The organism is Shouchella phoenicis (genome assembly GCF_047238345.1).
GTDB lineage: Bacteria > Bacillota > Bacilli > Bacillales > Bacillaceae_D > Shouchella.
In genome coordinates this window covers 1195553-1220140 of the sequence record NZ_JBDFMQ010000001.1, presented here as the reverse complement: position 1 = coordinate 1220140, position 24588 = coordinate 1195553, and the positions used below count along the sequence as shown (strand labels likewise).

At 39.8% G+C, this 24588-nt stretch carries 30 protein-coding genes and 1 rRNA gene; 13 read left to right on the top strand and 18 right to left on the bottom strand.

The window, feature by feature from the left end; genetic code table 11:
• Window positions 1-337: 337 nt before the first annotated feature.
• A 16S ribosomal RNA gene (locus ABC361_RS06625) occupies window positions 338-1885 on the bottom strand.
• Between the two features lie 515 nt (window positions 1886-2400).
• Between ABC361_RS06625 and ABC361_RS06620 the strand changes: the two genes are divergently transcribed.
• Complete coding sequence (locus tag ABC361_RS06620; protein WP_413073273.1) at window positions 2401-2766, top strand: YgzB family protein; 366 nt, start codon at window positions 2401-2403, stop codon at window positions 2764-2766.
• A 37-nt stretch (window positions 2767-2803) separates the two neighbouring features.
• On the opposite strand, the gene perR is transcribed toward ABC361_RS06620, so the two are convergent.
• From perR to bcp, 4 genes are all read right to left on the bottom strand, one after another.
• On the bottom strand, window positions 2804-3235 hold the full coding sequence (perR, locus tag ABC361_RS06615; protein WP_413073272.1) for a peroxide-responsive transcriptional repressor PerR: 432 nt from the start codon (window positions 3233-3235) through the stop codon (window positions 2804-2806).
• A gap of 137 nt (window positions 3236-3372) precedes the next feature.
• Window positions 3373-3675, bottom strand: coding sequence for a cyclic-di-AMP receptor (locus ABC361_RS06610; RefSeq protein WP_413073271.1), 303 nt, complete (start codon window positions 3673-3675; stop codon window positions 3373-3375).
• 13 nt (window positions 3676-3688) lie between these two features.
• On the bottom strand, window positions 3689-4642 hold the full coding sequence (locus ABC361_RS06605; RefSeq protein ID WP_413073270.1) for an NAD(P)-dependent oxidoreductase: 954 nt from the start codon (window positions 4640-4642) through the stop codon (window positions 3689-3691).
• Complete coding sequence (gene bcp, locus ABC361_RS06600; RefSeq protein ID WP_413073269.1) at window positions 4639-5106, bottom strand: thioredoxin-dependent thiol peroxidase; 468 nt, start codon at window positions 5104-5106, stop codon at window positions 4639-4641. Before bcp ends, ABC361_RS06605 begins: the two co-directional genes overlap by 4 nt.
• Window positions 5107-5258: 152 nt before the next feature.
• Between bcp and ABC361_RS06595 the strand changes: the two genes are divergently transcribed.
• Entirely contained in the window at window positions 5259-6563 is a 1305-nt protein-coding gene (locus ABC361_RS06595) for a glutamate-1-semialdehyde 2,1-aminomutase (protein WP_413073268.1), read from the top strand.
• Between the two features lie 91 nt (window positions 6564-6654).
• Window positions 6655-7716, top strand: a complete 1062-nt coding sequence (locus ABC361_RS06590; protein WP_413073267.1) for an FUSC family protein — start codon at window positions 6655-6657, stop codon at window positions 7714-7716.
• A 28-nt stretch (window positions 7717-7744) separates the two neighbouring features.
• Here ABC361_RS06590 and ABC361_RS06585 read toward each other — a convergent pair whose 3' ends face one another.
• From ABC361_RS06585 to fabL, 4 genes are all read right to left on the bottom strand, one after another.
• Window positions 7745-9487, bottom strand: a complete 1743-nt coding sequence (locus ABC361_RS06585; RefSeq protein ID WP_413073266.1) for an ABC transporter ATP-binding protein — start codon at window positions 9485-9487, stop codon at window positions 7745-7747.
• 49 nt (window positions 9488-9536) lie between these two features.
• The gene (gene ntdP / locus ABC361_RS06580; protein WP_413073265.1) at window positions 9537-10064 is read right to left on the bottom strand and encodes a nucleoside tri-diphosphate phosphatase; all 528 of its coding nucleotides are present in this window, start codon (window positions 10062-10064) and stop codon (window positions 9537-9539) included.
• A 197-nt stretch (window positions 10065-10261) separates the two neighbouring features.
• On the bottom strand, window positions 10262-10417 hold the full coding sequence (locus ABC361_RS06575) for a gamma-type small acid-soluble spore protein (protein ID WP_099304950.1): 156 nt from the start codon (window positions 10415-10417) through the stop codon (window positions 10262-10264).
• 60 nt (window positions 10418-10477) lie between these two features.
• The gene (gene fabL, locus ABC361_RS06570; protein ID WP_413073264.1) at window positions 10478-11227 is read right to left on the bottom strand and encodes an enoyl-[acyl-carrier-protein] reductase FabL; all 750 of its coding nucleotides are present in this window, start codon (window positions 11225-11227) and stop codon (window positions 10478-10480) included.
• 96 nt (window positions 11228-11323) lie between these two features.
• Between fabL and ABC361_RS06565 the strand changes: the two genes are divergently transcribed.
• Together ABC361_RS06565 and ABC361_RS06560 are read left to right on the top strand one after the other, a co-directional pair.
• Window positions 11324-11545 carry a cytosolic protein gene (locus ABC361_RS06565; protein WP_413073263.1) on the top strand — a complete coding sequence of 74 codons (222 nt, stop codon included), beginning with the start codon at window positions 11324-11326 and terminating at the stop codon, window positions 11543-11545.
• Window positions 11546-11556: 11 nt separating this feature from the next.
• Window positions 11557-11913: a hypothetical protein gene (locus ABC361_RS06560; RefSeq protein ID WP_413073262.1), complete on the top strand. Its 357-nt coding sequence runs from the start codon at window positions 11557-11559 to the stop codon at window positions 11911-11913.
• Between the two features lie 47 nt (window positions 11914-11960).
• Here ABC361_RS06560 and ABC361_RS06555 read toward each other — a convergent pair whose 3' ends face one another.
• Together ABC361_RS06555 and mutY are read right to left on the bottom strand one after the other, a co-directional pair.
• On the bottom strand, window positions 11961-12704 hold the full coding sequence (locus tag ABC361_RS06555) for an SDR family NAD(P)-dependent oxidoreductase (protein WP_413073261.1): 744 nt from the start codon (window positions 12702-12704) through the stop codon (window positions 11961-11963).
• Window positions 12701-13774: an A/G-specific adenine glycosylase gene (mutY, locus tag ABC361_RS06550; RefSeq protein ID WP_413073260.1), complete on the bottom strand. Its 1074-nt coding sequence runs from the start codon at window positions 13772-13774 to the stop codon at window positions 12701-12703. Before mutY ends, ABC361_RS06555 begins: the two co-directional genes overlap by 4 nt.
• 161 nt (window positions 13775-13935) lie before the next feature.
• Between mutY and ABC361_RS06545 the strand changes: the two genes are divergently transcribed.
• From ABC361_RS06545 to ABC361_RS06535, 3 genes are all read left to right on the top strand, one after another.
• A complete protein-coding gene (locus tag ABC361_RS06545; protein WP_413073259.1) occupies window positions 13936-14916 on the top strand; it encodes a metal-dependent hydrolase in 981 nt (326 codons plus the stop codon).
• 85 nt (window positions 14917-15001) lie between these two features.
• Window positions 15002-15157 (top strand): small acid-soluble spore protein K, encoded by a 156-nt coding sequence (gene sspK, locus ABC361_RS06540; protein ID WP_413073258.1) that lies wholly within the window; start codon window positions 15002-15004, stop codon window positions 15155-15157.
• Window positions 15158-15175: 18 nt separating this feature from the next.
• A complete protein-coding gene (locus ABC361_RS06535; RefSeq protein WP_413073257.1) occupies window positions 15176-15337 on the top strand; it encodes a YpzG family protein in 162 nt (53 codons plus the stop codon).
• A 36-nt stretch (window positions 15338-15373) separates the two neighbouring features.
• Here ABC361_RS06535 and ABC361_RS06530 read toward each other — a convergent pair whose 3' ends face one another.
• Both ABC361_RS06530 and recX read right to left on the bottom strand, forming a co-directional pair.
• Complete coding sequence (locus tag ABC361_RS06530) at window positions 15374-15697, bottom strand: YfhH family protein (protein ID WP_413073256.1); 324 nt, start codon at window positions 15695-15697, stop codon at window positions 15374-15376.
• Window positions 15697-16527: a recombination regulator RecX gene (gene recX, locus ABC361_RS06525; RefSeq protein ID WP_413073255.1), complete on the bottom strand. Its 831-nt coding sequence runs from the start codon at window positions 16525-16527 to the stop codon at window positions 15697-15699. Before recX ends, ABC361_RS06530 begins: the two co-directional genes overlap by 1 nt.
• Window positions 16528-16626: 99 nt before the next feature.
• Between recX and ABC361_RS06520 the strand changes: the two genes are divergently transcribed.
• Window positions 16627-17529, top strand: a complete 903-nt coding sequence (locus ABC361_RS06520; RefSeq protein ID WP_413073254.1) for a TIGR01777 family oxidoreductase — start codon at window positions 16627-16629, stop codon at window positions 17527-17529.
• Between the two features lie 46 nt (window positions 17530-17575).
• On the opposite strand, the gene ABC361_RS06515 is transcribed toward ABC361_RS06520, so the two are convergent.
• On the bottom strand, window positions 17576-17872 hold the full coding sequence (locus ABC361_RS06515; RefSeq protein WP_413073253.1) for a hypothetical protein: 297 nt from the start codon (window positions 17870-17872) through the stop codon (window positions 17576-17578).
• Between the two features lie 86 nt (window positions 17873-17958).
• Complete coding sequence (locus tag ABC361_RS06510) at window positions 17959-18999, bottom strand: S66 family peptidase (RefSeq protein WP_413073252.1); 1041 nt, start codon at window positions 18997-18999, stop codon at window positions 17959-17961.
• 303 nt (window positions 19000-19302) lie between these two features.
• On the opposite strand from ABC361_RS06510, the gene ABC361_RS06505 reads away from it, so the two are divergent.
• Window positions 19303-19497 (top strand): hypothetical protein, encoded by a 195-nt coding sequence (locus ABC361_RS06505; protein WP_413073251.1) that lies wholly within the window; start codon window positions 19303-19305, stop codon window positions 19495-19497.
• 18 nt (window positions 19498-19515) lie between these two features.
• Here ABC361_RS06505 and ABC361_RS06500 read toward each other — a convergent pair whose 3' ends face one another.
• Window positions 19516-19644 carry a hypothetical protein gene (locus tag ABC361_RS06500; RefSeq protein WP_413073250.1) on the bottom strand — a complete coding sequence of 43 codons (129 nt, stop codon included), beginning with the start codon at window positions 19642-19644 and terminating at the stop codon, window positions 19516-19518.
• A 274-nt stretch (window positions 19645-19918) separates the two neighbouring features.
• Here ABC361_RS06500 and ABC361_RS06495 point away from each other — a divergent pair, with 274 nt between their 5' ends.
• Window positions 19919-20503: a DUF5067 domain-containing protein gene (locus tag ABC361_RS06495; protein ID WP_413073249.1), complete on the top strand. Its 585-nt coding sequence runs from the start codon at window positions 19919-19921 to the stop codon at window positions 20501-20503.
• Window positions 20504-20617: 114 nt separating this feature from the next.
• Here ABC361_RS06495 and rlmD read toward each other — a convergent pair whose 3' ends face one another.
• A complete protein-coding gene (gene rlmD / locus ABC361_RS06490; protein ID WP_413073248.1) occupies window positions 20618-22000 on the bottom strand; it encodes a 23S rRNA (uracil(1939)-C(5))-methyltransferase RlmD in 1383 nt (460 codons plus the stop codon).
• A 159-nt stretch (window positions 22001-22159) separates the two neighbouring features.
• On the opposite strand from rlmD, the gene ABC361_RS06485 reads away from it, so the two are divergent.
• On the top strand, window positions 22160-22522 hold the full coding sequence (locus ABC361_RS06485; protein ID WP_413073247.1) for a GAF domain-containing protein: 363 nt from the start codon (window positions 22160-22162) through the stop codon (window positions 22520-22522).
• Window positions 22523-22553: 31 nt separating this feature from the next.
• Here the strand turns inward: ABC361_RS06485 and pdaA are convergent, their stop codons facing one another.
• Window positions 22554-23336, bottom strand: coding sequence for a delta-lactam-biosynthetic de-N-acetylase (gene pdaA / locus ABC361_RS06480; RefSeq protein WP_413073246.1), 783 nt, complete (start codon window positions 23334-23336; stop codon window positions 22554-22556).
• Window positions 23337-23496: 160 nt separating this feature from the next.
• Between pdaA and ABC361_RS06475 the strand changes: the two genes are divergently transcribed.
• Window positions 23497-24321, top strand: a complete 825-nt coding sequence (locus tag ABC361_RS06475; RefSeq protein WP_413073245.1) for a DUF368 domain-containing protein — start codon at window positions 23497-23499, stop codon at window positions 24319-24321.
• Window positions 24322-24588: the final 267 nt, after the last annotated feature.

Below are 24588 nucleotides of genomic sequence, written 5' to 3'. Positions count from 1 at the left end.
CTGTCAGTCACGTAGACAACTACGCTCCTTCCATCAAGCATTTCCCATCCTTGATCTACTCGGGTCTCTTTATAAAACAGTTAACCTAAAAGGTTTATGAATTCTTGACGTCTCGTTCAAACAGTTTAAAACCGATGAACAAAACTTTATTTGAGTTGATTTTAGATTTAGTTTTCAAAGAACCTGCCTACATGAAGGTCGGTACCACGCATTTAGCTTGGTTCCATACCCTATTAGGCTATAGATGAATGAATTTGAGTTCATTCAAAACTGAACAAAAGATCCGAAGCGTTATATGACCAACGGTCATATATCGACTAGAGTAAATACTCCATAGAAAGGAGGTGATCCAGCCGCACCTTCCGATACGGCTACCTTGTTACGACTTCACCCCAATCATTTGTCCCACCTTAGGCGGCTGGCTCCAAAAGGTTACCTCACCGACTTCGGGTGTTACAAACTCTCGTGGTGTGACGGGCGGTGTGTACAAGACCCGGGAACGTATTCACCGCGGCATGCTGATCCGCGATTACTAGCAATTCCGGCTTCATGCAGGCGAGTTGCAGCCTGCAATCCGAACTGAGAATGGCTTTATGGGATTGGCTCCACCTCACGGCTTCGCTGCCCTTTGTACCATCCATTGTAGCACGTGTGTAGCCCAGGTCATAAGGGGCATGATGATTTGACGTCGTCCCCACCTTCCTCCGGTTTGTCACCGGCAGTCACCTTAGAGTGCCCAACTAAATGCTGGCAACTAAAATCAAGGGTTGCGCTCGTTGCGGGACTTAACCCAACATCTCACGACACGAGCTGACGACAACCATGCACCACCTGTCACTTTGCCCCCGAAGGGGAAGCTCTGTCTCCAGAGTGGTCAAAGGATGTCAAGACCTGGTAAGGTTCTTCGCGTTGCTTCGAATTAAACCACATGCTCCACTGCTTGTGCGGGTCCCCGTCAATTCCTTTGAGTTTCAGCCTTGCGGCCGTACTCCCCAGGCGGAGTGCTTAATGTGTTTACTTCGGCACTACGGGCATCGAAACCCCTAACACCTAGCACTCATCGTTTACGGCGTGGACTACCAGGGTATCTAATCCTGTTTGCTCCCCACGCTTTCGCGCCTCAGCGTCAGTTACAGACCAGAGAGTCGCCTTCGCCACTGGTGTTCCTCCACATATCTACGCATTTCACCGCTACACGTGGAATTCCACTCTCCTCTTCTGCACTCAAGCTCCCCAGTTTCCAATGGCCGCTCGGGGTTGAGCCCCGAGATTTCACATCAGACTTAAGAAGCCGCCTACGCGCGCTTTACGCCCAATAATTCCGGACAACGCTTGCCACCTACGTATTACCGCGGCTGCTGGCACGTGGTTAGCCGTGGCTTTCTGGTGAGGTACCGTCAAGGTGCCGGTAGTTACGCCGGCACTTGTTCTTCCCTCACAACAGAGCTTTACGACCCGAAGGCCTTCCTCACTCACGCGGCGTTGCTCCGTCAGACTTTCGTCCATTGCGGAAGATTCCCTACTGCTGCCTCCCGTAGGAGTCTGGGCCGTGTCTCAGTCCCAGTGTGGCCGATCACCCTCTCAGGTCGGCTACGCATCGTCGCCTTGGTAAGCCGTTACCTTACCAACTAGCTAATGCGCCGCAGGTCCATCCCTTAGTGACAGCCGAAACCGTCTTTCAAAAGAAAATCAGGCGATTCTCTTTATTATCCCGTATTAGCTCCGGTTTCCCGGAGTTATCCCAGTCTAAGGGGCAGGTTACCTACGTGTTACTCACCCGTCCGCCGCTAACTTCCGGGAGCAAGCTCCCTTCTGTCCGCTCGACTTGCATGTATTAGGCACGCCGCCAGCGTTCGTCCTGAGCCAGGATCAAACTCTCCGTTAAAAGTGTTTTCTTACACACGGATGTGTTGACTTCGACGTCGCAACACGATGTTGCGGTCTTAGTCGAAGATCCTAAGCTGTTGCACATTTTAAAGCTGTGTCTAACTTCATTGACGAGATACCTTGTATCTCTTTTACGCTTGGCTTTTGTTCAGTTTTCAAAGAACTCGTTTTGCGACTTCATGATCTTACCATATTAGCAATCATTTGGTCAACATCTTATTTTTTATCATCGTCGTTAGCGTGTTGCCCCGGCGACATGTAATAATATATCACGGCAACAACATAGCGTCAACACTTTTTAAAAACTTTTTTCAAAAACTATATTTTTTTGCTAATGACCCTTATTTTATACTGAGCGATAAAGACATTTTAATTTGCGTAGAAATAGATACAAATAGGTTAAACATTGCGCAAATACATAGGAACGATCTAACTTCCTACTTATTCTATGTTATACTATAAACAAGTTTTTCAATAGAATAAACCTTCTAGATTATATTGGAGGAAAAGAAGATGGGTTTAAAGTATTCGAACAAAATAAATAAAATTCGTACCTTTGCTTTGAGTCTTGTTTTTATCGGCATATTAATTATGTATGTTGGGATATTCTTTAGAGATTATCCAGTTGTGATGGTTATTGCCATGATTCTTGGCTTACTTGCAGTTATCGGTAGTACTGTTGTTTATTTCTTTATCGGTATGCTTTCTACAAGAGCCGTTCCTGTTGTTTGTCCTTCGTGCGAAAAACCAACAAAAGTATTAGGCAGAGTCGATGCTTGCATGCATTGCGATCAGCCTTTAACTATGGATCGTTCTTTAGAAGGACAAGACTTTGATGAATCTTATAATTCTAAGAAAGCTAGTCACCATGAAGCATAAACGAAAAAATGTCACTTCAATATTGAAGTGACATTTTTTAATGAGATGGTTTGCACGTCGTGCACGTTCCGTAAATTTCCATCCTGTGATTTTCAATTTCAAATCCAGTTACATGCTCAGCTAACGTTTCAACTTCATCTAAACCTGGATAATGGAAATCAACGATCTTTCCACAGTTCTTGCAAATAACATGATAATGATTTGTTGTCACGCAATCAAAACGGCTCGATGAATCACCATAGGATAACTCTTTAACAATGCCGACTTCCTTAAAAACTCGTAAATTATTATAAACAGTCGCTACACTCATATTCGGGAATCGACCTTCTAAAGCTTTATAAATTTCATCTGCAGTGGGATGCGCTTTTGTTTCATATAAAAATTCAAGTATTGCATGACGCTGTGGTGTCATACGCACACGAGTGCTTTTTAGCGCATCAATTGCTTCAACTAAGCTTTGACTAGCCATAGACTGCACCCTCACTTTCAATAAAAACTATTCTTTCTTAAGACTTATTATAAGTTGTAACAGTTATTTTAGCAAGCGACGATTATTCGAGATCGCAATTAAAAAGCTACTCTTCATTAAGAGTAGCTCCATCATTATCACAGTTGATCTTGTAGTAAAAGTGGCGTTGCGTTTGCAGCTGGTAACAGGAATGATGTGAAGCGATGCGTTTTTTTGTCTTTACGTTGCTTACGCTTTTCCACCTCTAAACAGGCGTCTTTTAAAGATTGTTGAAGCTGCTCAACATCGGTTTCATGAACACCAAAGAGAAATGTTGTACTTCCCTTCTTCAGAAATCCGCCTGAACTAGATAATTCCGTCATCCGATATCCTTGGTCTCTTAATTCTTTCTCAACGTGGTCTGCATAAAAATCTTCTATAATACAAACGAGTAACTTCATCTTCGCTCCTCCTTCAATACCCTTTTTCTATATGTACTTCATTAACATAGTTCTCTTTTCCTTCTATATATAAAGAAAGATTTTCTTCAAAGATCTTAAGTGCCCTGTGCATATAGAAAGAAGTTGATGCTGAGATGTGGGGTGTTATGGTTATTGCTTCATGATTCCACAAAGGGGATTCCTCGGGCAAAGGTTCTTCTTGGAATACATCTAAATATGCGTGCTCTAGATCTTCTGATTCTAACGCATTTACTAAGTCTTTTTCAATAACCGCATTCCCTCTGCCTAAATTAATTAATACAGCTCCCGATTTCAAAGTATTAAAAGCATTTTGATTTAAAATGCCTTCTGTACTCGACGTAGCAGGCAAGACGTTTATTAAAAAGTCAGCCTGACGTAGCGCTTTCTCCCATTCCTTCATCGGATAAACATGATCAAAATGATCAACAGATCTTCCATCTGTATTTACACCGATCCTTTTCATCCCAAAAATACCTGCCCGTTCAGCAATTTTACTTGCGATTGCACCAGTTCCTAGCAACACCACGGTTAAGTCTGTTAGTTCAGTCGGCTTGATTTTCCTTGCCCACTCTCGCTCTACTTGTGCTTTCTGATATGTTTTTGCTTGTTTCACATAATCAAGCATCATCCATACGGCATGCTCAGACATCGGAATAGCATGAATCCCACGGCTATTGGTTACGATTATTCCCATCTCTTCAATTTGTTCAAAAGGCAGCCTCTCCACTCCAGCGGATAACACATGAATCCACTTCAATTGTGGTGCTTGCTTTAGAATAGTGCTTGTCACATCTTCACCAAACGTTACTAAAACCGTCATGTCTTTAAAAGAATCTACCTCTTCTATAGAAGAAAAAAATGAAAAAGACGTGTCTTGATAAGTCTCTCTTAACTTTTTTTGGCGTTCTTCCTTCTGTTTGACGACAAATACGACATGTTCACTCATGAAGACATCTCTTTCACATACCCTAACACTTCACTAACATGATCTTTCACTCGGACACCACGCCACTCTTTTACAACATTAAATTGCTCATCAATAACAAACGTTGAACGAACAATACCCATATATTCTTTTCCAAAATTCTTTTTCAATTGCCACACACCATATGCGTTTGCAGCTTTTAACTCTTCATCAGCAAGTAAAGGAAACGATAAACCATGTTTCTCGGTAAATTTCTCGTGTCGATGTACTGGATCTGGACTGATTCCAATTACAACGGCATTGTGTTCTTTAAATTGTTCTGCTTGGTCTCTAAAATCACAAGCTTGCGTTGTACAACCTGGTGTCATATCTTTTGGATAAAAATATAAAACAATCTTTGATCCTTTATAATCAGATAATGTAATCGTTTGATCCTCAGAAATCGGTAACGTAAAATCTGGTGCTTGTTTTTTTACTAAGTCCATCTCATAAACCCCGCTTTATATTTTTTATTAGCGTAGCCGATTTTTACGCTTTCTTCAATAAAGAACCCCTGCTACATTTCATCTGACTAAATCTCGAACATATGCTATCATAGTTGAGTACAAAATATGTGCGAACCACAATGGAGGGTTATATGAATCGCGACACATCCGAAATACACTATAAAGAAGCACAGAACTTAATCGTAGGAGGTGTGAACAGCCCATCCCGAGCATATAAAGGGGTCGGAGGCGGAACACCAGTGTTCATGGAGCGTGGAGAAGGCGCCCATCTTTATGATGTTGATGGAAACAAATATATTGATTATTTAGCTGCATATGGGCCGATTATTACAGGGCATGCTCATCAAGAAATTACACAAGCTATTCAAGATCAAGCTGCCAAAGGCGTTCTTTACGGTGCCCCTACAAGACTTGAAAATGAATTTGCGCACCTTTTGACTGAAGCCATGCCTTCTTTAGAGAAAGTGCGCTTTGTCAATTCAGGTACTGAAGCCGTTATGACAACGATTCGAGTAGCTCGTGCTTATACAGGTAGAGAAAAGATTATTAAATTTGCTGGTTGTTACCATGGACATTCAGATCTTGTCCTTGTTGCTGCCGGTTCCGGACCGTCCACATTAGGGACACCTGATTCAGCAGGTGTAACACAAGGAACGGCAAAAGAAGTGATTACGGTTCCGTTTAACAATAGTGACGCCCTTAAAGAAGCCTTAAATAAATGGGGCGATGAAACAGCAGCGGTTCTCGTGGAACCGATTGTTGGGAACTTCGGAATCGTTGAACCAGAGCCAGGTTTTTTAGAAAAAGTTAATGAATTAACTCATGCTGCTGGTGCGCTTGTCATTTATGATGAAGTCATTACCGCTTTCCGCTTTATGTTTGGAGGCGCGCAAGACCTATTACATGTTAAACCAGATATGACGGCACTCGGAAAAATCATTGGCGGTGGTCTTCCGATTGGCGCTTACGGTGGCCGAATGGATATTATGGAAACCGTCGCACCACTCGGACCTGCCTATCAAGCTGGAACGATGGCTGGAAACCCCGCATCTATGACTGCTGGGATTGCTTGCTTAAATATCCTAAAAAGAGAAGGCACGTATGATAAACTTGATGAGTTGGGCATGGAGTTAGAAGAAGGGCTACACCTTGCAGCCGCTAGAACGAATGTACCAATTACGATTAATCGTCTAAAAGGTGCGTTAACAGTCTTTTTTACGGAAGATCCCATCATTGATTATGAGGGAGCCTCCAATACAAATGGCGAGCAATTCAGTATGTTTTTTAAAGCGATGCTTGATCAAGGTGTTCACTTAGCGCCTTCAAAGTATGAGGCTTGGTTCCTCACTACTGCTCATACAAAGAAAGATATTGAAGAAACCATTGTTGCAGCTGAAAAAGCATTTAGTATCGTTGCCGACTCTTTTTATAATTAAATTGTTTTTTTGTGCGTAAAAGGTCATCGTTTTGCATAAGAGTAAAGAATACGTCTAAAAAGGATGACTAAAAGAAAGGAAACATCCGTACATGAGACTTGGAGCACGGATATTAAAAACAGGCTTAGCTGTTGTACTAGCTCTTTATTTAGCAAGATGGCTTGGCATAAACCCACCAACGTTTGCGGCCATTGCGGCTGCTTTCGCAATTCAACCATCGTTATTTCGGACTTTAAGAACGTTTAGTCACCAAGTTCAAGCGAACCTAATCGGAGCAACGATCGGTGTCTTATTCGTAATGACATTTGGCCACGAGCCGTTTGTTGTCGGGGTTGTTGTCACACTTTCGATCGCGATCTTTATTAAGCTTAAATTAGAAGCTGCGATTATTCCGACAGCGATTGTAACGATTATTATCATTATGGAAAGTCCTTCAGATAATTTTCTTCAATTTGCATTAGAGCGATTTTCTGCTGTATTAATTGGAATTATCGCTGCTTTCCTTGTTAATTTGGCTTTCATTCCACCAAGATATGAAAAGAAGGTATTTGACAAGGTGACTACAGTGACGGACTCCATTCAAGAATGGCTGACGTTACTTGCCCGACATGACGCAGACACAATCGCATTACGTGAAGACATTAAAAACCAACGCACTGAACTTGATAAAGCAAATCAACTTTTTTCTCTTTATCGAGAGGAGCGAAACTATTTTCGGGCAAAAACGTTTACCCAAAGAAGAAAAGTCGTTGTCTTTAGGCAAATGATTCAAGCAACTGAAAAAGCATACCAAGCACTTGAAGCGATTGAAAAACGCTCTGAAGACTATTTACAACTGCCTGATAATGTCCAAAGCCGAATTGAAGAACAAATTCTAACCTTAACCGATTACCATCATCGGATTATTCTTCGGTATAATGGGAAAGTCAATACCCATGCTACTGACGAGTATGTTGACGAGATTGAAAAAGGCCAATCAACGATGACAAATTTATTTGTAACGTTGTATGAAGAAGAACAATTTGATTTATCTCAATGGCACAGCTTCTTGCCAGCAATCTCTGCATTAATTGAGTATCAACAAGAGCTTGAACATCTAGATACACTCGTAGAAAATCATCATACTCATGCACCAGATGACGAAAATGATTAAAAATCCAGGAGGAATCCCTCCTGGATTTTTACATTTCTTGAACGCTATAAAGTTTATAATACGCTCCCTGTTTTTTCATTAATTCTTGATGTGTCCCTTGTTCTTTTACGGTTCCTTCTTCAATTACAACAATTTGGTCTGCACTTGTAATTGTTGATAAACGGTGTGCGACAATGAAGGTTGTCCGATCTCTTGCTAAATCTTCTAAAGCCTCTTGGATATAGTGCTCACTCTCAAGATCTAGCGCAGAAGTCGCTTCATCAAAAACAAGAATTGGTGGATTTTTTAAAAATACACGCGCAATTGCGATTCGCTGTTTTTGACCACCTGAGAGCTTAACGCCTCTCTCCCCTACTTCCGTATCGTAGCCATCTTCAAGCCCCATAATAAATTCGTGCGCATTTGCTGCTTTTGCCGCAGCCATCACTTCTTCATCGGTGGCATCAGGTTTTCCAATCTTAATATTCATTTTCACACTATCACTAAATAGAATATTGTCTTGTAGAACCATACCAATATTGTCACGCAACGTTCTTACTTGAAGATCACGAATATCTTTCCCATCAAGTAAAATCCGACCTGATGTCACATCATAAAACCTCGGTATTAAGCTAACTAACGTACTTTTTCCACCCCCGCTCATTCCAACGAATGCTACGGTTTGTCCAGCTGGTATGTCTAAACGAATATCTTTAAGGATCGCATGGTCATCGGTACTATAGGAAAATGAGACACGGTCAAACGTTACTTTTCCATCGACTTGAGTCAATGGTGCAGCGTTTGGTTTATCCGTTATATCATATTTCTCATCAATGAACTCAAACACTCGGTCCATTGATGCGATTGATTGAGTTAACGTTGTAGATGAGTTTACCAAACGTCTTAATGGACCATATAAGCGCTCCATATAAAGAACAAACGCACTCATTACACCAATTTCTAGGTTACCTTGCAGCACAAATAAAGCCGAAACAAATAAAACCAACAGTGGTGCAACATCCGTTACCGTATTAACAACTGCGAACGTTTTCGCGTTCCACTTCGTATGATCCAATGCTTTTGTTAAAAAGTTTTTATTTCGATGCGAAAATTGATCTTGCTCATAGTCTTCATTTGCGAAACTACGAATGACGTTCATCCCTTGCACGCGCTCATGCAAATGCCCTTGAACATCCGCCAGTGCCTGTGAGCGCACTCGAGTGAGTTTTCGTAGGTGTTGATAAAAATATTTAATGGAAAACCCATAAAACGGAAACATGGAAATTGCTACAAGGGTTAGCCAGACGTTCAAATTCAACATAATAATAATGGCAATAATAATCGTCGCTAAATCTAACCACACATTCATTAAACCAGTGATAACAAAGTTCTTCGTTTGCTCCACATCATGAATGACACGGGAAATGATTTCGCCTACTTTACGATTTGAGTAAAAGCGCAAGCTTAATTTCTGTATGTGTGTAAACAAATGGTCGCGAATGTCGAATAAAATTTTATTCCCAATCCATTGTGCGAAATATTGTCGGTAATATTCAATCGGCGGACGTAATACGATGAAAAGAATAGCCATTCCACCAATAATCCAATAAATTTGTGAATATTGATCACTTGTGGCCATTTCTTCATTCAGTAAAATATCGTCAATAATATACATCATTGCTAATGGGAAAAGCAATGGAATACCAAATTTCATAATGCCGATGATGATTGTAAAACCAATTTGTTTTTTGTAAGGTTTTACAAAGAACATATAGCGTTTAATCGTATCCAACATAAACCTCTTTTCTAAGAAAAAGGAAGCTCGTTCTCACAAGCTTCTTTTACCGATATTGCAAGTACCGCTCATACCAATTCTCAACAAATTGGGGCGCAAACGGACCTTTACGTTGATGAATCCAGGATATTAATTCATCCACACTTCTTCTAAGTATGCCATCTAACTCTGGCGGATAATGCATCAATTTACTGTGTAATTCATATTCATCTTCGTCTAGCAGCTTCATCGTCATATCAGGATACACTTTAATATCCAAGTCATAATCAATGTATTTAAGTGCCTCTTCATCCCACGTAAACGGTGTGCCAATATTACAATAGTAATAAATGCCATCCGCACGAATCATTCCAATCGTGTTAAACCATTGATCTGCATCAAAATAGCAAATTGCTGGTTCCCGTGTTCGCCAATGTCTACCGTCTGATTCTCGGACAATGATTCGGTCATTTCCCGCAATCACAACTTTTGAAGAACCTTTCAGAATCGTGGTATCTTCCCAGATCCGATGAAGTGTACCGTTATGTTTATAACTTTGTATTTGGATGGTGCTGCCTTCCTTAGGAAAGCTCATACGAAACTCCTTTCGTCTTTATTTTTTACCAAAATGATTCCTATCCAACTCTACTCTACATATACATTATACAATGTTCATTCTTTATTTAAAACGTAAACACTCTATAACGCAAATATAGAAGAAATATGACATAAAAAAACACCTTTTTTCCGAATGGAAAAAGGTGTTCTTTTGCGCTAAAAACGCTACAACAATTACTGTTGGTTTTTCTTAGAAGCAGATTGAGCGTTTTGCTCTTTTACTTCTTGTACATCAGTTTCAGATGCGAATTCAGTGTTGTACCCTTGTTCAGAAGCTTGGTTTTGCTTCTTCACTTGGTTTTTGTTTGTTTTAGATGCTTTGTTGTTCATGGTTATCACCTCCACGCTAATTAAGATGTCCCGTAGAGGTGGTGTTTATACAAACTTTTTTTAAGCTAAAAGAGAAATCCCGCCATCGACTATGATGGTTTGTCCACGAATCATGCTGGAATCATCTGATAACAAAAACATAACGGCTTTTGCTAAATCATCTGCTTCAACCATTCTACCCGCAGGCGTACGCTCCGCAGCATCTTTTAACAATTGTTCACGATTTGGAAAATGAGTTAAAGCGTCCGTATCAACAGCTCCACCAGAAACCGCATTAACAATAATACCTTTTGGCGCTAGTTCAACCGCAAGATAACGTGTTAGCGATTCGACCGCTGCTTTTGACACACCAACTGTCGTGTAATTTTCTAAATAACGAATCGAGCCGAGTGAACTTAAACTAACAATTTTTCCTCCACCTGTCACTTCCATGCGCTTGGCTGCTTCTTGCGCACAGAAAAGAAGAGCTTTTGCATTAATATCCATTGTCCAGTTCCAATGACTTTCTTCAAGTTCCATTAAAGGACGTAATACGCCAGATGCCGCATTATTTACAAACACATCTAGACGGCCAAAATGTTCATCAATTTGCATAAACATCTCTTTGATTTTATCTTGTTTCCCAACATTCGCTTTAATCGTTAATACGTCTACACCAAGTGCCCGAATTTCTTCCGCTGTTTCTTCTGCTTGCGAGCGACTTCTTGCAAAATTAATGACGATGTTATGACCTTGCTTAGCAAGTTTAATGGCAATTTTCTTTCCAATTCCTCGGCTACTTCCCGTAACTAATGCTACTTTTCTTTCCATATGTAGTCCTCCCAGTATTTGCTGTCTATTCAGCTCATTATAACGTATAGCAAAAGTTTAGAACAGCCAATCTAAGAAGAACAGGAGGGATCATTCATGTACGTAGGTCGTGACTTAAGTGAATTAGAAAACATTCAACCATCTGACTGGACGGACAAAGAATTAGCGTTCTTCCATCATGGTATGCAACAAATGACCGCTTATTTAAATGTTCAAGGAAACTCGAAACACCGAGCAATTATTGAAGAAATAGAAAATCGTGGTGGGTTACACCATAAAGCATCATGGACAAGCGGGACGGAAGTTCACTACGATTAAGGAGAAAAATGATGGATAATCAAAAACAGCTTTATTATGTTAACTTAAACCCAATCAGTATGGACAATGTAAGTTTAACGGAAGTGGATGATGGGCAATTAATTGAATATGAAATTTCAGCAACAGAAGCAGAAAAAGAGCAGCTTGAACGCTTAATTCGAGAAGTCCATAAGCATGATGTGGAGCTTGGGAATTTGTTAAGCTTTAAACATTTTGATGATTTAACAGCAGATGCAGATAAAGATGAGTATCAAACAGGTATGAATGATATCTATGAGGAAATCTTTCGACTTGGAACAGAAGAAACAAAGCAAAAGGTGTCTGAAATACATCTACAAAATGAAGATGACAATACTCCGGGTTTATAAGCTAAAAAAATCGACGGTTGCTACTAGCGCCGTCGATTTATTCGGTTCTACATATTCATTTTTGATTGGCCACCGTCTACTTGTAAACTTGCCCCCGTCACCCAGCTTGCTTTTGAAGAGGCCATAAACACGACAACATCGGCGATCTCTTCAGGCGTACCGAATCGGCCGGCCGGAATATTTGCTTCAACAAAATCATTGATCTTCTCAGGATTCTCGTCCAATCGTTTTTGCCAATTTCCAGTTGGGTGGAGAATACTTCCTGGAGCCACACTATTTACACGAATGCCTTCCTTCATTACTTCATCAGCGAGCGCTTTTGTAAAGCTAATTAACGCTGCTTTTGCATTGTTGTAAGTCGCCTTTCCTCCAGATTCCCGACCAAAAATAGAGCTCACTTGGATGATTGCTCCTTCTTGGTTCGCTTTCATTCCTGGAAGAACCAGCTTTGAAAAATGGACTGCAGAAAAATAATTTAATTCAAAGGCTTGATGAAAATCATCAAGCGTCGTTTTTTCGATTTCTGCTCCGTTGCTTCCACCTGCGTTATTAATTAAAATATCAATTGGTCCAATCCTAGCCGTTACTTCTTTAAAGATTCGTTCCCGTTCTTCAAATTTAGTAATATCACCTAAGATAATAGGAATGTTTTCAGAAAAATTATCAACTTCATGTCTTGCACATACGGCAACTTTACAGCCTTCTGCTGCAAAAGCCTCTGCAATTGCTTTTCCAATTCCTTTCGTGCCACCAGTGACAAAAACCGCTTTTCCATTCAATTGTAAATTCATAGTAACCCCTCCTCTAGACAATAACTCAATAGTTTTTGCTGTGACACTGGAAATGCAAACTGCTCAAGTTCGTCTTTCGATACCGCTTTCCACTCGTGCGGCATATTAGCTTGGTTCACACACCCAATATACAAATCAATTTCCCAAATAATATGGCTGAAAACATGTTTCACATGAAAGTCTAACGTCTTAAGGTTTGAATTCACTCGATATGTGTTTAAAATAGCAGCTTGTCCGTCTTCAGTTGATTGAGATTTAGGCAACATTGGCAGCTGCCACAAACCAGCTAATAATCCTTCTGCAGGACGTTTTTCAATGTATAGTTGCTTGTTTTCGTCTAGTAAGACAAAGGCATCTAAATCGACCGCTTTCGCTTTTTTCTTTTTGCTTTTGACTGGAAGATCCGCTTGAATGCCTAAATAAAATGCATCACACTGTTCTCGTACTGGACACAGCAAACAACCCGGTGATGTCGGCGTACATACAAGTGCACCTAACTCCATTAATCCTTGATTAAAACTAGATGGATCATCAGCATAGATAGCTTCATAAAGAATCGCTTCATGCTTTTTCCTTGTGCTCGGTTTGGCAATATCATCGTTCAAATTAAAGACTCGAGACAGTACACGCATCACATTGCCATCTACAGCCGGTTCTGGTAAATCATAAGCAATACTTAGTACCGCTCCTGCCGTGTAAGGGCCGACCCCTTTTAACGATTCAATTTCTTTTCGATTTTTTGGAACTTCACCACCATAGTGTTCAACCACTTCTCGCACGCCTTTTTGAAGGTTGCGGACCCGTGAGTAATACCCTAAACCTTCCCATACTTTTAATATCTCTTCCTCCGAAGCATATGCTAGGTCTTCCATTGCCGGAAACAATCGCATAAAACGTTCATAATATGGGATGACTGTATCGACTCTTGTTTGTTGTAGCATCACTTCTGATACCCAGACTCGATACGGATCTTGCGAGGTTCTCCATGGTAAATCTCGTTTATGTTCATTGTACCAACCAACTAGATTGGTTTGAAACGCATTTATTTTAGCTTGATTAAGCTCTTGCAAAGAATCACCTGCTTATCTTGACTTGTTGCTTTGTTACGTTCATCATGAAAAGATGCTTAGTTTACTTCATGACGGGTATAACTATAGCATAACTAAAATGAATCTGTAACAAACAATGCGACGGTTTTGTTTTTAACTTTTAAAGGAGGATGTTATAGAGAATGGATACATCCACACATATTGTTATGGGTGTAGGATTGGCTGGACTGGCGACGTTAGATCCAAACGTCTCATCATCTCCTTATATGGCAACGGCCGTTTTAGCTACCACTTTAGTGGCTTCAAACGCTCCAGATTTTGATACGATACTTAAATTACGAAACAACGCTGTTTACATTCGCCATCATCGAGGACTCACCCATTCCTTACCCGCTTTATTGCTTTGGCCCTTTATTGTATCGGGAGGATTAATGCTTTTCTTCCAAGATGCGTATTGGCCAACATTGCTTTTATGGGCAGCAATTTCCGTCTTTCTGCATGTGTTTGTCGATATTTTTAACGCATACGGCACACAGGCTTTAAGACCCGTCACCAATAGGTGGATTGCTCTTGGCGTAATTAACATATTTGACCCGGTAATATTCGGAGCTCATATTGCAGGTATTCTGTTATGGATATTTGGCGTACCACCTGGTCCTACATTCGCTGTCATTTACTTCTTGCTTATCTTTTACTACCTGTGGAGGTATTCTCAAAAGCAACAGGTCGTGCGTCAAGCGAGAAACATTCACCCAACAGCTTCACATATCTTTGTTTTACCTACGATTCGTTGGCACAAATGGCATCTCGTTATTCGTACACCTGACATGCTTTACGTAGCGCAATCAAAAAATCGCGTAATTCACTTTTTTGAAAGCTATACATTTGACCCAATCCCAAATGATCCTGTGATGCAAGCAGCTCGATCTGACAAAAACCTTGCTGCCTTTCTTTCCTTCTCTCCAACGTATCGATGGGAGATGGAAGCTACAGATGAAGGTGGTTATGAAGTTCGTTTCGTTGACTTGCGCTATCGCAGTAACGGTTATTACCCATTTGTCGCCATCGTTAAAATGGATGCACAAATGAACATTGTTACTTCCTATACTGGTTGGGTTTATAGTGAAGAAACTTTAAGAAAAAAATTAAAGATTATCACGTAGCAGCATGGGTAATTTTCCCTTCAATAACTTTAACGCTAATTGGTCATATTAGTAGTAAGCCGATATGGTGAAGGGGGTTTCACGAGTGCGAAATAAAGCGAATAACTTTCCAAATCCGATTTCGTTTGATGGCAATAAAGCCAACAACGCTGATGCAAACGCATCAAAGCGTCCGGATGGATCAATTAACGACCGTCCAAAAGAACGAATGAGTTCGTCCAACCACTTTAAAACGTTTTAATACTGGGAGGAATGATTCATGGGTAAGGAACAAAATAAATCGCATTTAAACAGTTTGTACCGAGATCCGTTCATGTCACCGCGTGCCAATTCTAAGCATGCTTTCCACCAAGTGAATGGTGAAACTCAACAAAGCCAACACAATATCGTGCTTGAAGCGCAGATGCGTAAGCGTACCTAGCGCTAAAAAAGAGGCTTTCTAAGAAAGCCTCTTTTTCTATGCATCCATCGTAATTTTATCTGCTAACAATGAGATTGGCACGCCTGCTAGCTCTCGCTCACCTGAACGATAGCCCCAGGCAAAGCGGCCATTCATGTATGAGACTTCAAAAATCGTGACCCCGTCTGTCATACGATATGCGTGTCCAGGCTCAATTGAATCTGGATTTATTAAATATGATTGCGCTAATGTTTTTCTTCTTTCATAAACTGCAAATTCATTCATATTCCCTAGCTGTTCCGCTTTTTTTGCTTTTTCATTTAACATTGAGATCTCTAGCTTTAATTCATATTCATCCATATCGCTAAAACGCTTTTCCATTACTCTGACATCCCCTTTAATTTATCATCGACAAAAGCTTTTGCATCTTCAAATGAAAATCCTTTACGGTAAAGCGCTTGAATCATTTTTTGTTTTAATTCAAAGGAATCACTGTATTTTCTTTCATACGTTCGAAATAACTTTTCCCCTTGATAATCAAGCGCTGCTCGCTCTTCTTCTATATCCTTTTCGTCATCCAATGACTTCAGAAACTGAGTAATCGCTTCAAGCGTAAACCCTTTTGAGATTAATTGCGTTTTCCATTTGTTGATCTGTTGTTGCTTAGAAAACTTAGCTTGTCCACTCTTTCGATCTTGCTTTTCCTTCCATAATAGAAGTTGTTCCACTTCCCACGAAACACCGTATTCACTTACTGCCTCATCACTATGCTGCTCACTAACACCTTTTAGGTAAAGCTGTTGCCTTAATTTTGTTGGACCGATAAACCCTTGATTTGCTTTAGAACGAACAAAAGCGTGCGCAAAAGCAAAATCATCAATGAGTCGCTCTTCTTTCAAACGTAAAACAGCTTGTTTTATATGTTGTTCTTCGCGTTCTTTTGACCTTAAGTAGTCAGTAATCTCTTTTTCCGAACGCATTCGATATGATAAGTAATGAACCGCTAAATGAAACGTCTTTTTTGCTTCGTCCGCATCAACAATTGTTTTCATAAACGCTTCATCAAGTTCAATCCCTTTACGGAGCCCATATTTAATTAAAACAGCCTCATCAACACTAAAGGAATAACGCTCTACTTCGTTCTCTAAAACAAAAATATTGTAGCGCTGCTTTGCTTTTTTTTGCACAGTGATTTTAGAAATAGTCGTCAAACGCTCACCCCCTCTTTTTAAAAAGCATCCTGATATCACGTGTATTTGTTCCTATATAGGGTATAAGTAGTAATAAATGAACATCAAAGGAGCCGTAAAATGAACATTGCTATTACTGGAGGTACGGGATTAGTCGGTCAAAAATTAACGAACTTCTTAGTCGAACAAGGACATTCCGTCACTATTTTAACTCGAAATGTGTCAAATAAGCAAAACAAAGAAAACGTAAACTATGTCGAATGGTTAAATCCCAACGCTTCTCCTGTAGATCAGTTAGAAGGAATCGATGCCGTCGTCAATTTAGCTGGTGAATCCATTATGGGGAGATGGACCAAGCTAAAAAAAGAACGAATTTTATCTAGTCGATTAGAAGCAACAACGGAATTGCTTTCAATTATTAAACATTTAAAGAAAAAACCAAAAGTCTTAGTGAATGGATCCGCCATGGGCTATTATGGACATTCAGATTCTAGGCAGTTTACCGAGGAAGATCGGCCGGCAAATACTCCTTTCTTAGGCGACGTTACACAAAAATGGGAAAAAGCCGCTTCACAAGCTACAGAGCTGGGCATTCGTACCGTTTATGCAAGAATTGGCATTGTGCTAGATGCAGATGGAGGAGCCCTTCCGAAAATGCTGCTTCCGTACAAGCTCTACGCAGGTGGAAAAGTAGGTACAGGAAAGCAGTGGATGTCGTGGATTCATATCGATGACTTAATTCGACTGTTTTCATTTGCAATCGAAAATGAACAGCTTTCAGGACCACTAAACTTAACGGCTCCCCACCCTGTTCGCATGCAACAACTAAATCGAACCATCGCAAAAGTCATGGGCCGTCCACACTGGATCCCAGCTCCCTCTTTTGCAATTAAGACAGCACTTGGTCAAATGAGCACGCTTATCCTTGATGGCGCCTATATCTTTCCGCGAAAAGCCATCCAACACGGGTTTGAATTTCGCTATGACGATCCGGAAAAAGCACTTCAACAGTTGTTAAATTAAACAAAAAAAGCATGGAATCAGGATTGTGCTGAGACCATGCTTTTTTTTAATGAAGAAGCACTTTCTGAAACTTAATACTTTGTTCTTCAATCCCTAATTTTTTCAGAAATTGTTCCGCTTGTTTTAACGTATCAAGAGGGTACTGCGTTTCACAAAGTTGCGTTGCTCGGCGAAGACTTTCTTGAAATTGTTTATTTAACGCTAAGTCGCGTTTCACGTTATAAATCGCTTTCAAAACCTTTTCATCGCGCTCAAAACTAACAAATCCCTCTGATTGATTGTAGTAAACAATTAAAGGCACATGGGTATGGGGATGAATAATATGTGTCTTAAATAACTGCATGGCTCCTCACACTCCGTGGTCATTTTCTTTTATCTTATGTAACGATTGTACCACGGTTAAAGCAAATGCCTAGGTTAAACAATTTTTTACTGTACCCCACTTTCAATGAATGAAAAGCGTTGATTAATCGGATCAAGAGTGGCTCGCACGCCAATTGGCATGACACATTTTGGTTCGTTATGACCAAAACTAGCATTATATAGAACCGGTAAGGTTTCTAAGTTCGCTTCCTTTAGCACTTTTAAAATCGGCGTCTTGTACTCTTCGTAATATGTTTCGCCTTTAGGCTTTGCGATTACTAATCCATTAAGGCGCTGCAAAATGCCTCTTATAGCATAATTTCGAAAAATATCCTCTATTAACCATGGTGGCGCTTTTACTTCTGATGTTTCTAAGAACAAGATTGCGTCATCAAAACACTCGTCTTCCGGAAATAAACTCGTACCTCTCGCAATTTCTAACACATCGAGACAGCCACCAATTAGTGGACCAGTTATAGCTTGGTCTCCTTGCAAAAACTCATAAGGTTTATTTGATCCTAACGTTCGGGTTTGATCCTTAAGGGTAAGATCAAACCAATCCAGCATTTCTGATGTCCAATGGGAAGAAGGCTTCACTTCACAAACTGGCTCATTTGAGAACAAACTCTGTTCAACACTTTCTTTTGTATACGTCAGTAACCCACCTGTCTCCGCAAAATCCGTTAATATTGCAGGACCATAGAAGCTACCGATACCAGCTTTCAAGCAAATCAAATGCGTAATTGTTGAATCAGAAAAGCCGATAAAAATCTTAGGGTTTTTCTTAATGACCTCATAATCAATATAAGGAAGCATCCGAATACTATCGTTTCCACCGATATTACTAAAAATTGCTTTAATTTTTGGGTCAGAGAAAGCGTCCATTAAATCTTGTGCTCTTTTTTCTGGATGCTCATACACTTCATCTGGAGAAGCAAGCGTATGCGGCATTTCCACAACCTCTAACCCGAAAACTGACTCTAAAACATGTTTCCCTCTTTCATATCGATAGGCAAGTCCAGGTTCACCTGCACCACCCCAACTCAAACTAACTGTTGCAACACGATCTCCCCTTTTTAACGCAGGAGGTTTTATTAAATTTAACATGACTATCCCCTTCCCTTTATTAGATAACCGATAGAGATTGGATGATCGCTTGAAGTCCGAACACACTAGTAATAAAACCGAAAATCACGAGTCAGTCGTCGCCAATTAAAACCATTATGACAATGACTCATGTAACTAAAATATTATCGGCAAACGCAAAAAATGGCCATAAAAGTCTTGTTTTCATTTTAATCATCACCCTCTACTAAAACGGAATCGTTTCTTTCCATACTTCCGTCAAACAGGTAAAATAAGTGTAATGTATAACTTATTGAACATTCTTTAATTAGGTAGGTACTCTTGATGAATCGAAAAGACTTTATGATGTTCGTTCTTTTTCTTATTGGCCCGACCATAGCTTTATCCTCTGTGTTCCTTCCGATTGAATGGATCGCAAGAACGTGTTCAAGTTTAGGAAACACTATGTTTATATTGACCATTATTTTCTATGCAGATATTCGAACTGCACTGCATAAAAAGCTCAAACAAAAACAATAGCTGCCTTCACGTTTGCTCTCACTCGAAGCGCTTTACGAGCGTCAGAATCCCGTACACGATTGCCAGTATAAAGAGAATACTTAACAAAATTGTGATGGGATGAGACATCCATGATAAAGCTGGAATCTGTACATCGAATCGATCCATTATTCCCCTCCAACATTTGTCTTTTATTTCAGCCTATTATAAACAGAAAAGTAGATCAATGGCGTAATAACAATTCTTTTTTAAGCGATTAGAGTTTACACCACTCTAATGCTGTAAACTCAAGAATGTCGTACTTAATAGAACTGAAAAAAACAAGAAATTATACGAAAAATCAAACAAAAATTTATTTCCGTCTAATTTTGTCGAAACTATTTTCCTTCCCCTAATAGTACTATTATAATAGATCTATATTACATAAAAAGGGGTTATATCTATGAAGAAATTTTTATTAACAAGTGCTTTAGTTAGTGTGTTCGTGTTAAGTGCATGCGGAGACACAAATGAAGAGTCAAACAGTAGTGATTCGGAAGAAGGTGCAACTGCCGAAGAAAATACCGATAGCACGAATGACTCAGAAGAAAGTTCAGAAGATGTAGACGATCAGAATGATAGCGCAGCCGTTAGTGATACGACACTTGATACCGGCGATTATGTATATGAAATTAAAGAAATTGAACAATTAGAAAGTCAATATGATGAAAATACGAAAATCTTAGCAATTGAAGTATCATTTACGAATAATTCAGAAGACCCAACTAGCCCCTGGATGGCTCAAGGATTCATGGCTGAACAAGAAACAGATACAACTGTTGAGACCTTAATGGGATCTAACGGACTCTATCCTGAAGATTATAAACCTGAACTAGTCGACATGGGCGATACTGACATTAAACCAGGCGCTACTGTGGATGCAGTCATAGGTTATGAAATTATGTATCCTGGAGAGCCCGTTACACTAAAGGAATTTAGCTTTACTGACGATGTTTCGTTTGAGCGTGTTGTGGAAACAACCGAGTAAATGATTGTAAACTTCCACTCGTGTAAGTGGAAGTTTTTTTATTGCAAAAATCAATTTTCTAAGGTTGTTAGCAGTGTGGTCAATCACGCGATAAAAAGAGCAAAAACCCTGTATTTACAGGGTTAGCTCGGTTACACTTTCAACTTGTGCTGTCCAAGGAAACATGTCCACAGGCTGAATGTTTTTGATCTTGTATCCTTTTTTCATAAGGTCCTGTACATCTTTCGCAAGGGTAGACGGGTTACAAGAAACATATACAATTCGCTTTGGTTTTGCTTTTAGTATGGATTGGATGAGCTTTTGATCACAACCGCTACGTGGAGGGTCAACGATTACCACATCTGGTTTAAAGCCCTCTTTTAACCAGATTGGCATCCATTTTTCAGCTGTTCCGACTTCATAGGTTGCGTTAAGATCATGCTGCTGAGCATTTTTCCGTGCATCTGTGATCGCTTCCTTTGTCGTATCCATTCCTCTTATTTCTTTTGCGTTATTGCCGACCCATTGTCCAATGGTCCCTACTCCACAGTACGCATCAATTACCTTTTCTTTACCTGTTAATCGCGCCGCTTTTTTTGCTTCATTATACAGATTTACTGTTTGAGTAGGATTTAACTGGAAGAATGCGCGTGCGGATAAATCAAATGCAAATTCTCCTAATCGCTCATTAATTGTCTCTTCACCATCTAAATGAATCGTTTGCTCACCAAAAATGAGAGATGTCCGTTCATGGTTAATGTTTTGCATAAACGACGTTACCTGCGGCAGCTTTTCACGTACTTGTTTAACGAGTAACTCTTTTTTGGCTAACTCTTTTGTGCGTGTTACGAGTACAAGCTGCACTTGTCCAGTTTCAAATCCAACTCTTGTTACGATTGTTCGAACTTGACCAGCATGTTTCTTCTCTTCATAAATCGGGATATTTAAATCTTGTAAGATGGTTTTCACGACTTGAGTGACTTGATTTAATTCTTTATGCTGAACGAGACACTCAGATAAATCGATTAATTCGTGTGTACCTTCTTTGTACAATCCAGCAGCTACGTTCCCGTTCATTTTTCTCGTCTGCAGCTGACTCTTGTTCCGGTAGTACCAAGGATTCTCCATGCCAATTGTTTCTTTTAACGGTAACTGATCATCGGAAATTTTTGTGTAGCGATAAAAAGCTTGCGCCATAATGTCTTTCTTTCCTTTTAATGACGCCTGATAATCCATATGTTGGAGCTGACACCCACCGCATTCATTGTAAATCGGACAAGGAGGCGTTTGGCGATCTTTCGAAGGCACTCTTAACTTACGAATTTTTGCTTCTGTAAATCGTTCATTTGCTTTTGTCACTTCTACAACGGCTTCTTCTCCTGGTAAAGCGCCTTTAACAAACACAACTTTTTTCTTGAAATAGCCAACACCTTCCCCGTTAATGCCTAATCGTTTAATTGTAAGTGGGAAGCGTTGACCTGGCTTTATTTGAATACTGCTTGTCTTCTTTTCATTCATAAATATTAAAATTTTTCCTCCTATTTAAAAACCCTAATGTATTGCGCTTTTCTTTTATCTAGTATAACAAATTTTTGTCGCCTTCCTAAACTTTCTAATTCATGTTGTGCGAACTTCTGATAGAATGAAGAAGTAATTGTGTTCGGAGGTGGTGATAAGTTGTCTATTCCTACGGATATAGCTTCTCTTAAAATAATGGCTCATGTATACAAAAAACAAGACACAGATTATGTATTTGAAAAAACGGTTGAAAGTTTAGTTGACACTGTTCCTTACATTGATTGGGTTGGCATTTATATGTATGATGATTTAAACCATAATCTTGTAGCTGCATCTTGCTTTGAGAATGATTTACGCTGGGAATGTAATGGTGAATTAAAGTTTCCAGTAAAGAACGCTTCTAGCACGGAAATTGGCATGATGGTTGTGCGCACAAAAGAAACAATTGCATTTGATGTGACCGACCTATCAACACTTGAAACGATTGCAAGCGCAATTGCTTACGATAGCCAAATGAATTAAAAGGAGTTGCGATTTCTCGCAGCTCCTTTTTTTAAAATAATGTCTGATGCATAGCTAAATCATCTAAGCTTTTAAACGTGTACCCCTGCTCCTCACAAGCATCGATAATATCCCCTAAGGCGGCTGCATTATCAGGTGAAACAGAGTGAATAAGCATGATCGCACCAGGATGAATCCGTTTCATCACTTGTTCAAAGGCGTAATTCTTTCCTTTTGGCTTGTCTACTTCCCAATCTTTGTAAGCAAGGGACCAAAAAACATTTGTATAGCCAAGTTCTTTTGATAACATGAGCGTCCGTTCACTAAATTCTCCTCTAGGAGGACGTAAATAGTGCATGTATTCTTCGCCTGTGATCTCCGTAAACATTGCTTTAACCGATTCAAGTTCTTCTTTTAATTTATTGTCATTAGTCGACGGTAAACTCGGATGATGATACGAATGATTTCCAACGATGTGTCCTTCTTCTACCATGCGTTTTACTAAGTGATCAGCTGTTTTTAAATAATGACCTGTAACAAAAAAGGCACCTGGGACGTTTTTTTCTTTTAATACATCTAATACGGTTTCGGTATATCCATTCTCATAGCCGTTATCAAATGTTAAATATAATGTCTTTTCGGTCGTATTCCCGATGAAATAGCCTTCTGACTGTTGTAATAATGCTTTATAATTCTCTTCAGTGTCAGCAGGTGTATGTGTCGGTGCTGGTTTGTAACTCCAGTTGAATGTTTTGTTATCGTATGCAAATGCAGGCGAAACGGCAGTTACAATGATTGCCACAACGATAAACAATAACGCCATTTTATGTTTCATCTATGTCTCTCCTTCAATTGAGATTCCTTTTTACTTAGTATGAGATGGCGAAGGAAAATCTATGCGATTTACATATCTTTCGTTTTTTTTCGACTTGCAAGTTAAGTTGGGCTATGGTTTGATTGAATGTGGTGTATGATTTGATATTGGAGGCACATGAATGTTTAAATGGACAAATTTTTTTCGCGGCTTTGCCATGGGGATTACTGAAACGGTACCTGGCGTAAGTGCGAGTACAATTGCGATGTTAATGGGTATTTATGAACGATTGCTTAGCTCATTAAGTGATTTAACGAAAGGAAATATTAAGCGTGCTCTAGGCTTCTTAATCCCATTAGGAATTGGCATGGTATTAGCTCTTCTTATTACCGCAAATATTATTGAATTTTTACTGAGTGAACACCCCATTCCAACAATGTTTTTATTTGTAGGACTTGTCATGGGCATTCTTCCTTTTTTATGGCGATCAGCTCACTCAGAGACAAACAAATCGTTTAAACCATACCATTACGGCTTAATTATAGTTGCTTTTATATTAATTGGTTTAACAAGCTTCATTGGTGAACCTGTAGAAACGGTTATTACAAATTTCAATGCAACAACTTATGCTTACTTGTTTTTCTCAGGCGTTATCGCCAGCATGGCACTCGTTTTACCTGGCATCAGTGGTGCATTAGTGTTAATGATTCTTGGGGCTTATCATACGGCAATTGCTGCGCTCGGGTCATTCAATCTACCGGTTATTGCAGCAATCGGTCTCGGTGTTGTTGTGGGTGTTTTATTTACGAGTAGAATCATTCGTTATTTCTTAAAAACGTACACCCAAGCTACTTATTCCATTATGCTTGGCTTAGTTGCTGGGTCACTTCTCGTCATTGCGCCATCAGCGTTACCAGATACCTTTATGTATGGACTTGTTTCTTTCTTTACATTTTTAGCTGGACTCGTCACCGCTTTAACATTCGGACGAGCTGAACGGACATAGGATGAAATAACTGATTCTATAAAACTTTTTTGAATTGTTAATCATTTTCAACAAATTGTTTGACGACATTATGATCTTGCCATAAAATATAAGTACTTAATGATGAGAGCGGGGTGATTCGATGGTGGAGAGTACAAAGTAGATAGAAAAACGGTTAGAGCGTGCAACAACCGTTTGGAACTTCTCGTTTGCTTTCCTATCGAGTCAGGCTTCCGCTATTCTTGCGAAACCATCTACTGCACATAATCACACTGTCATTGTACGCAC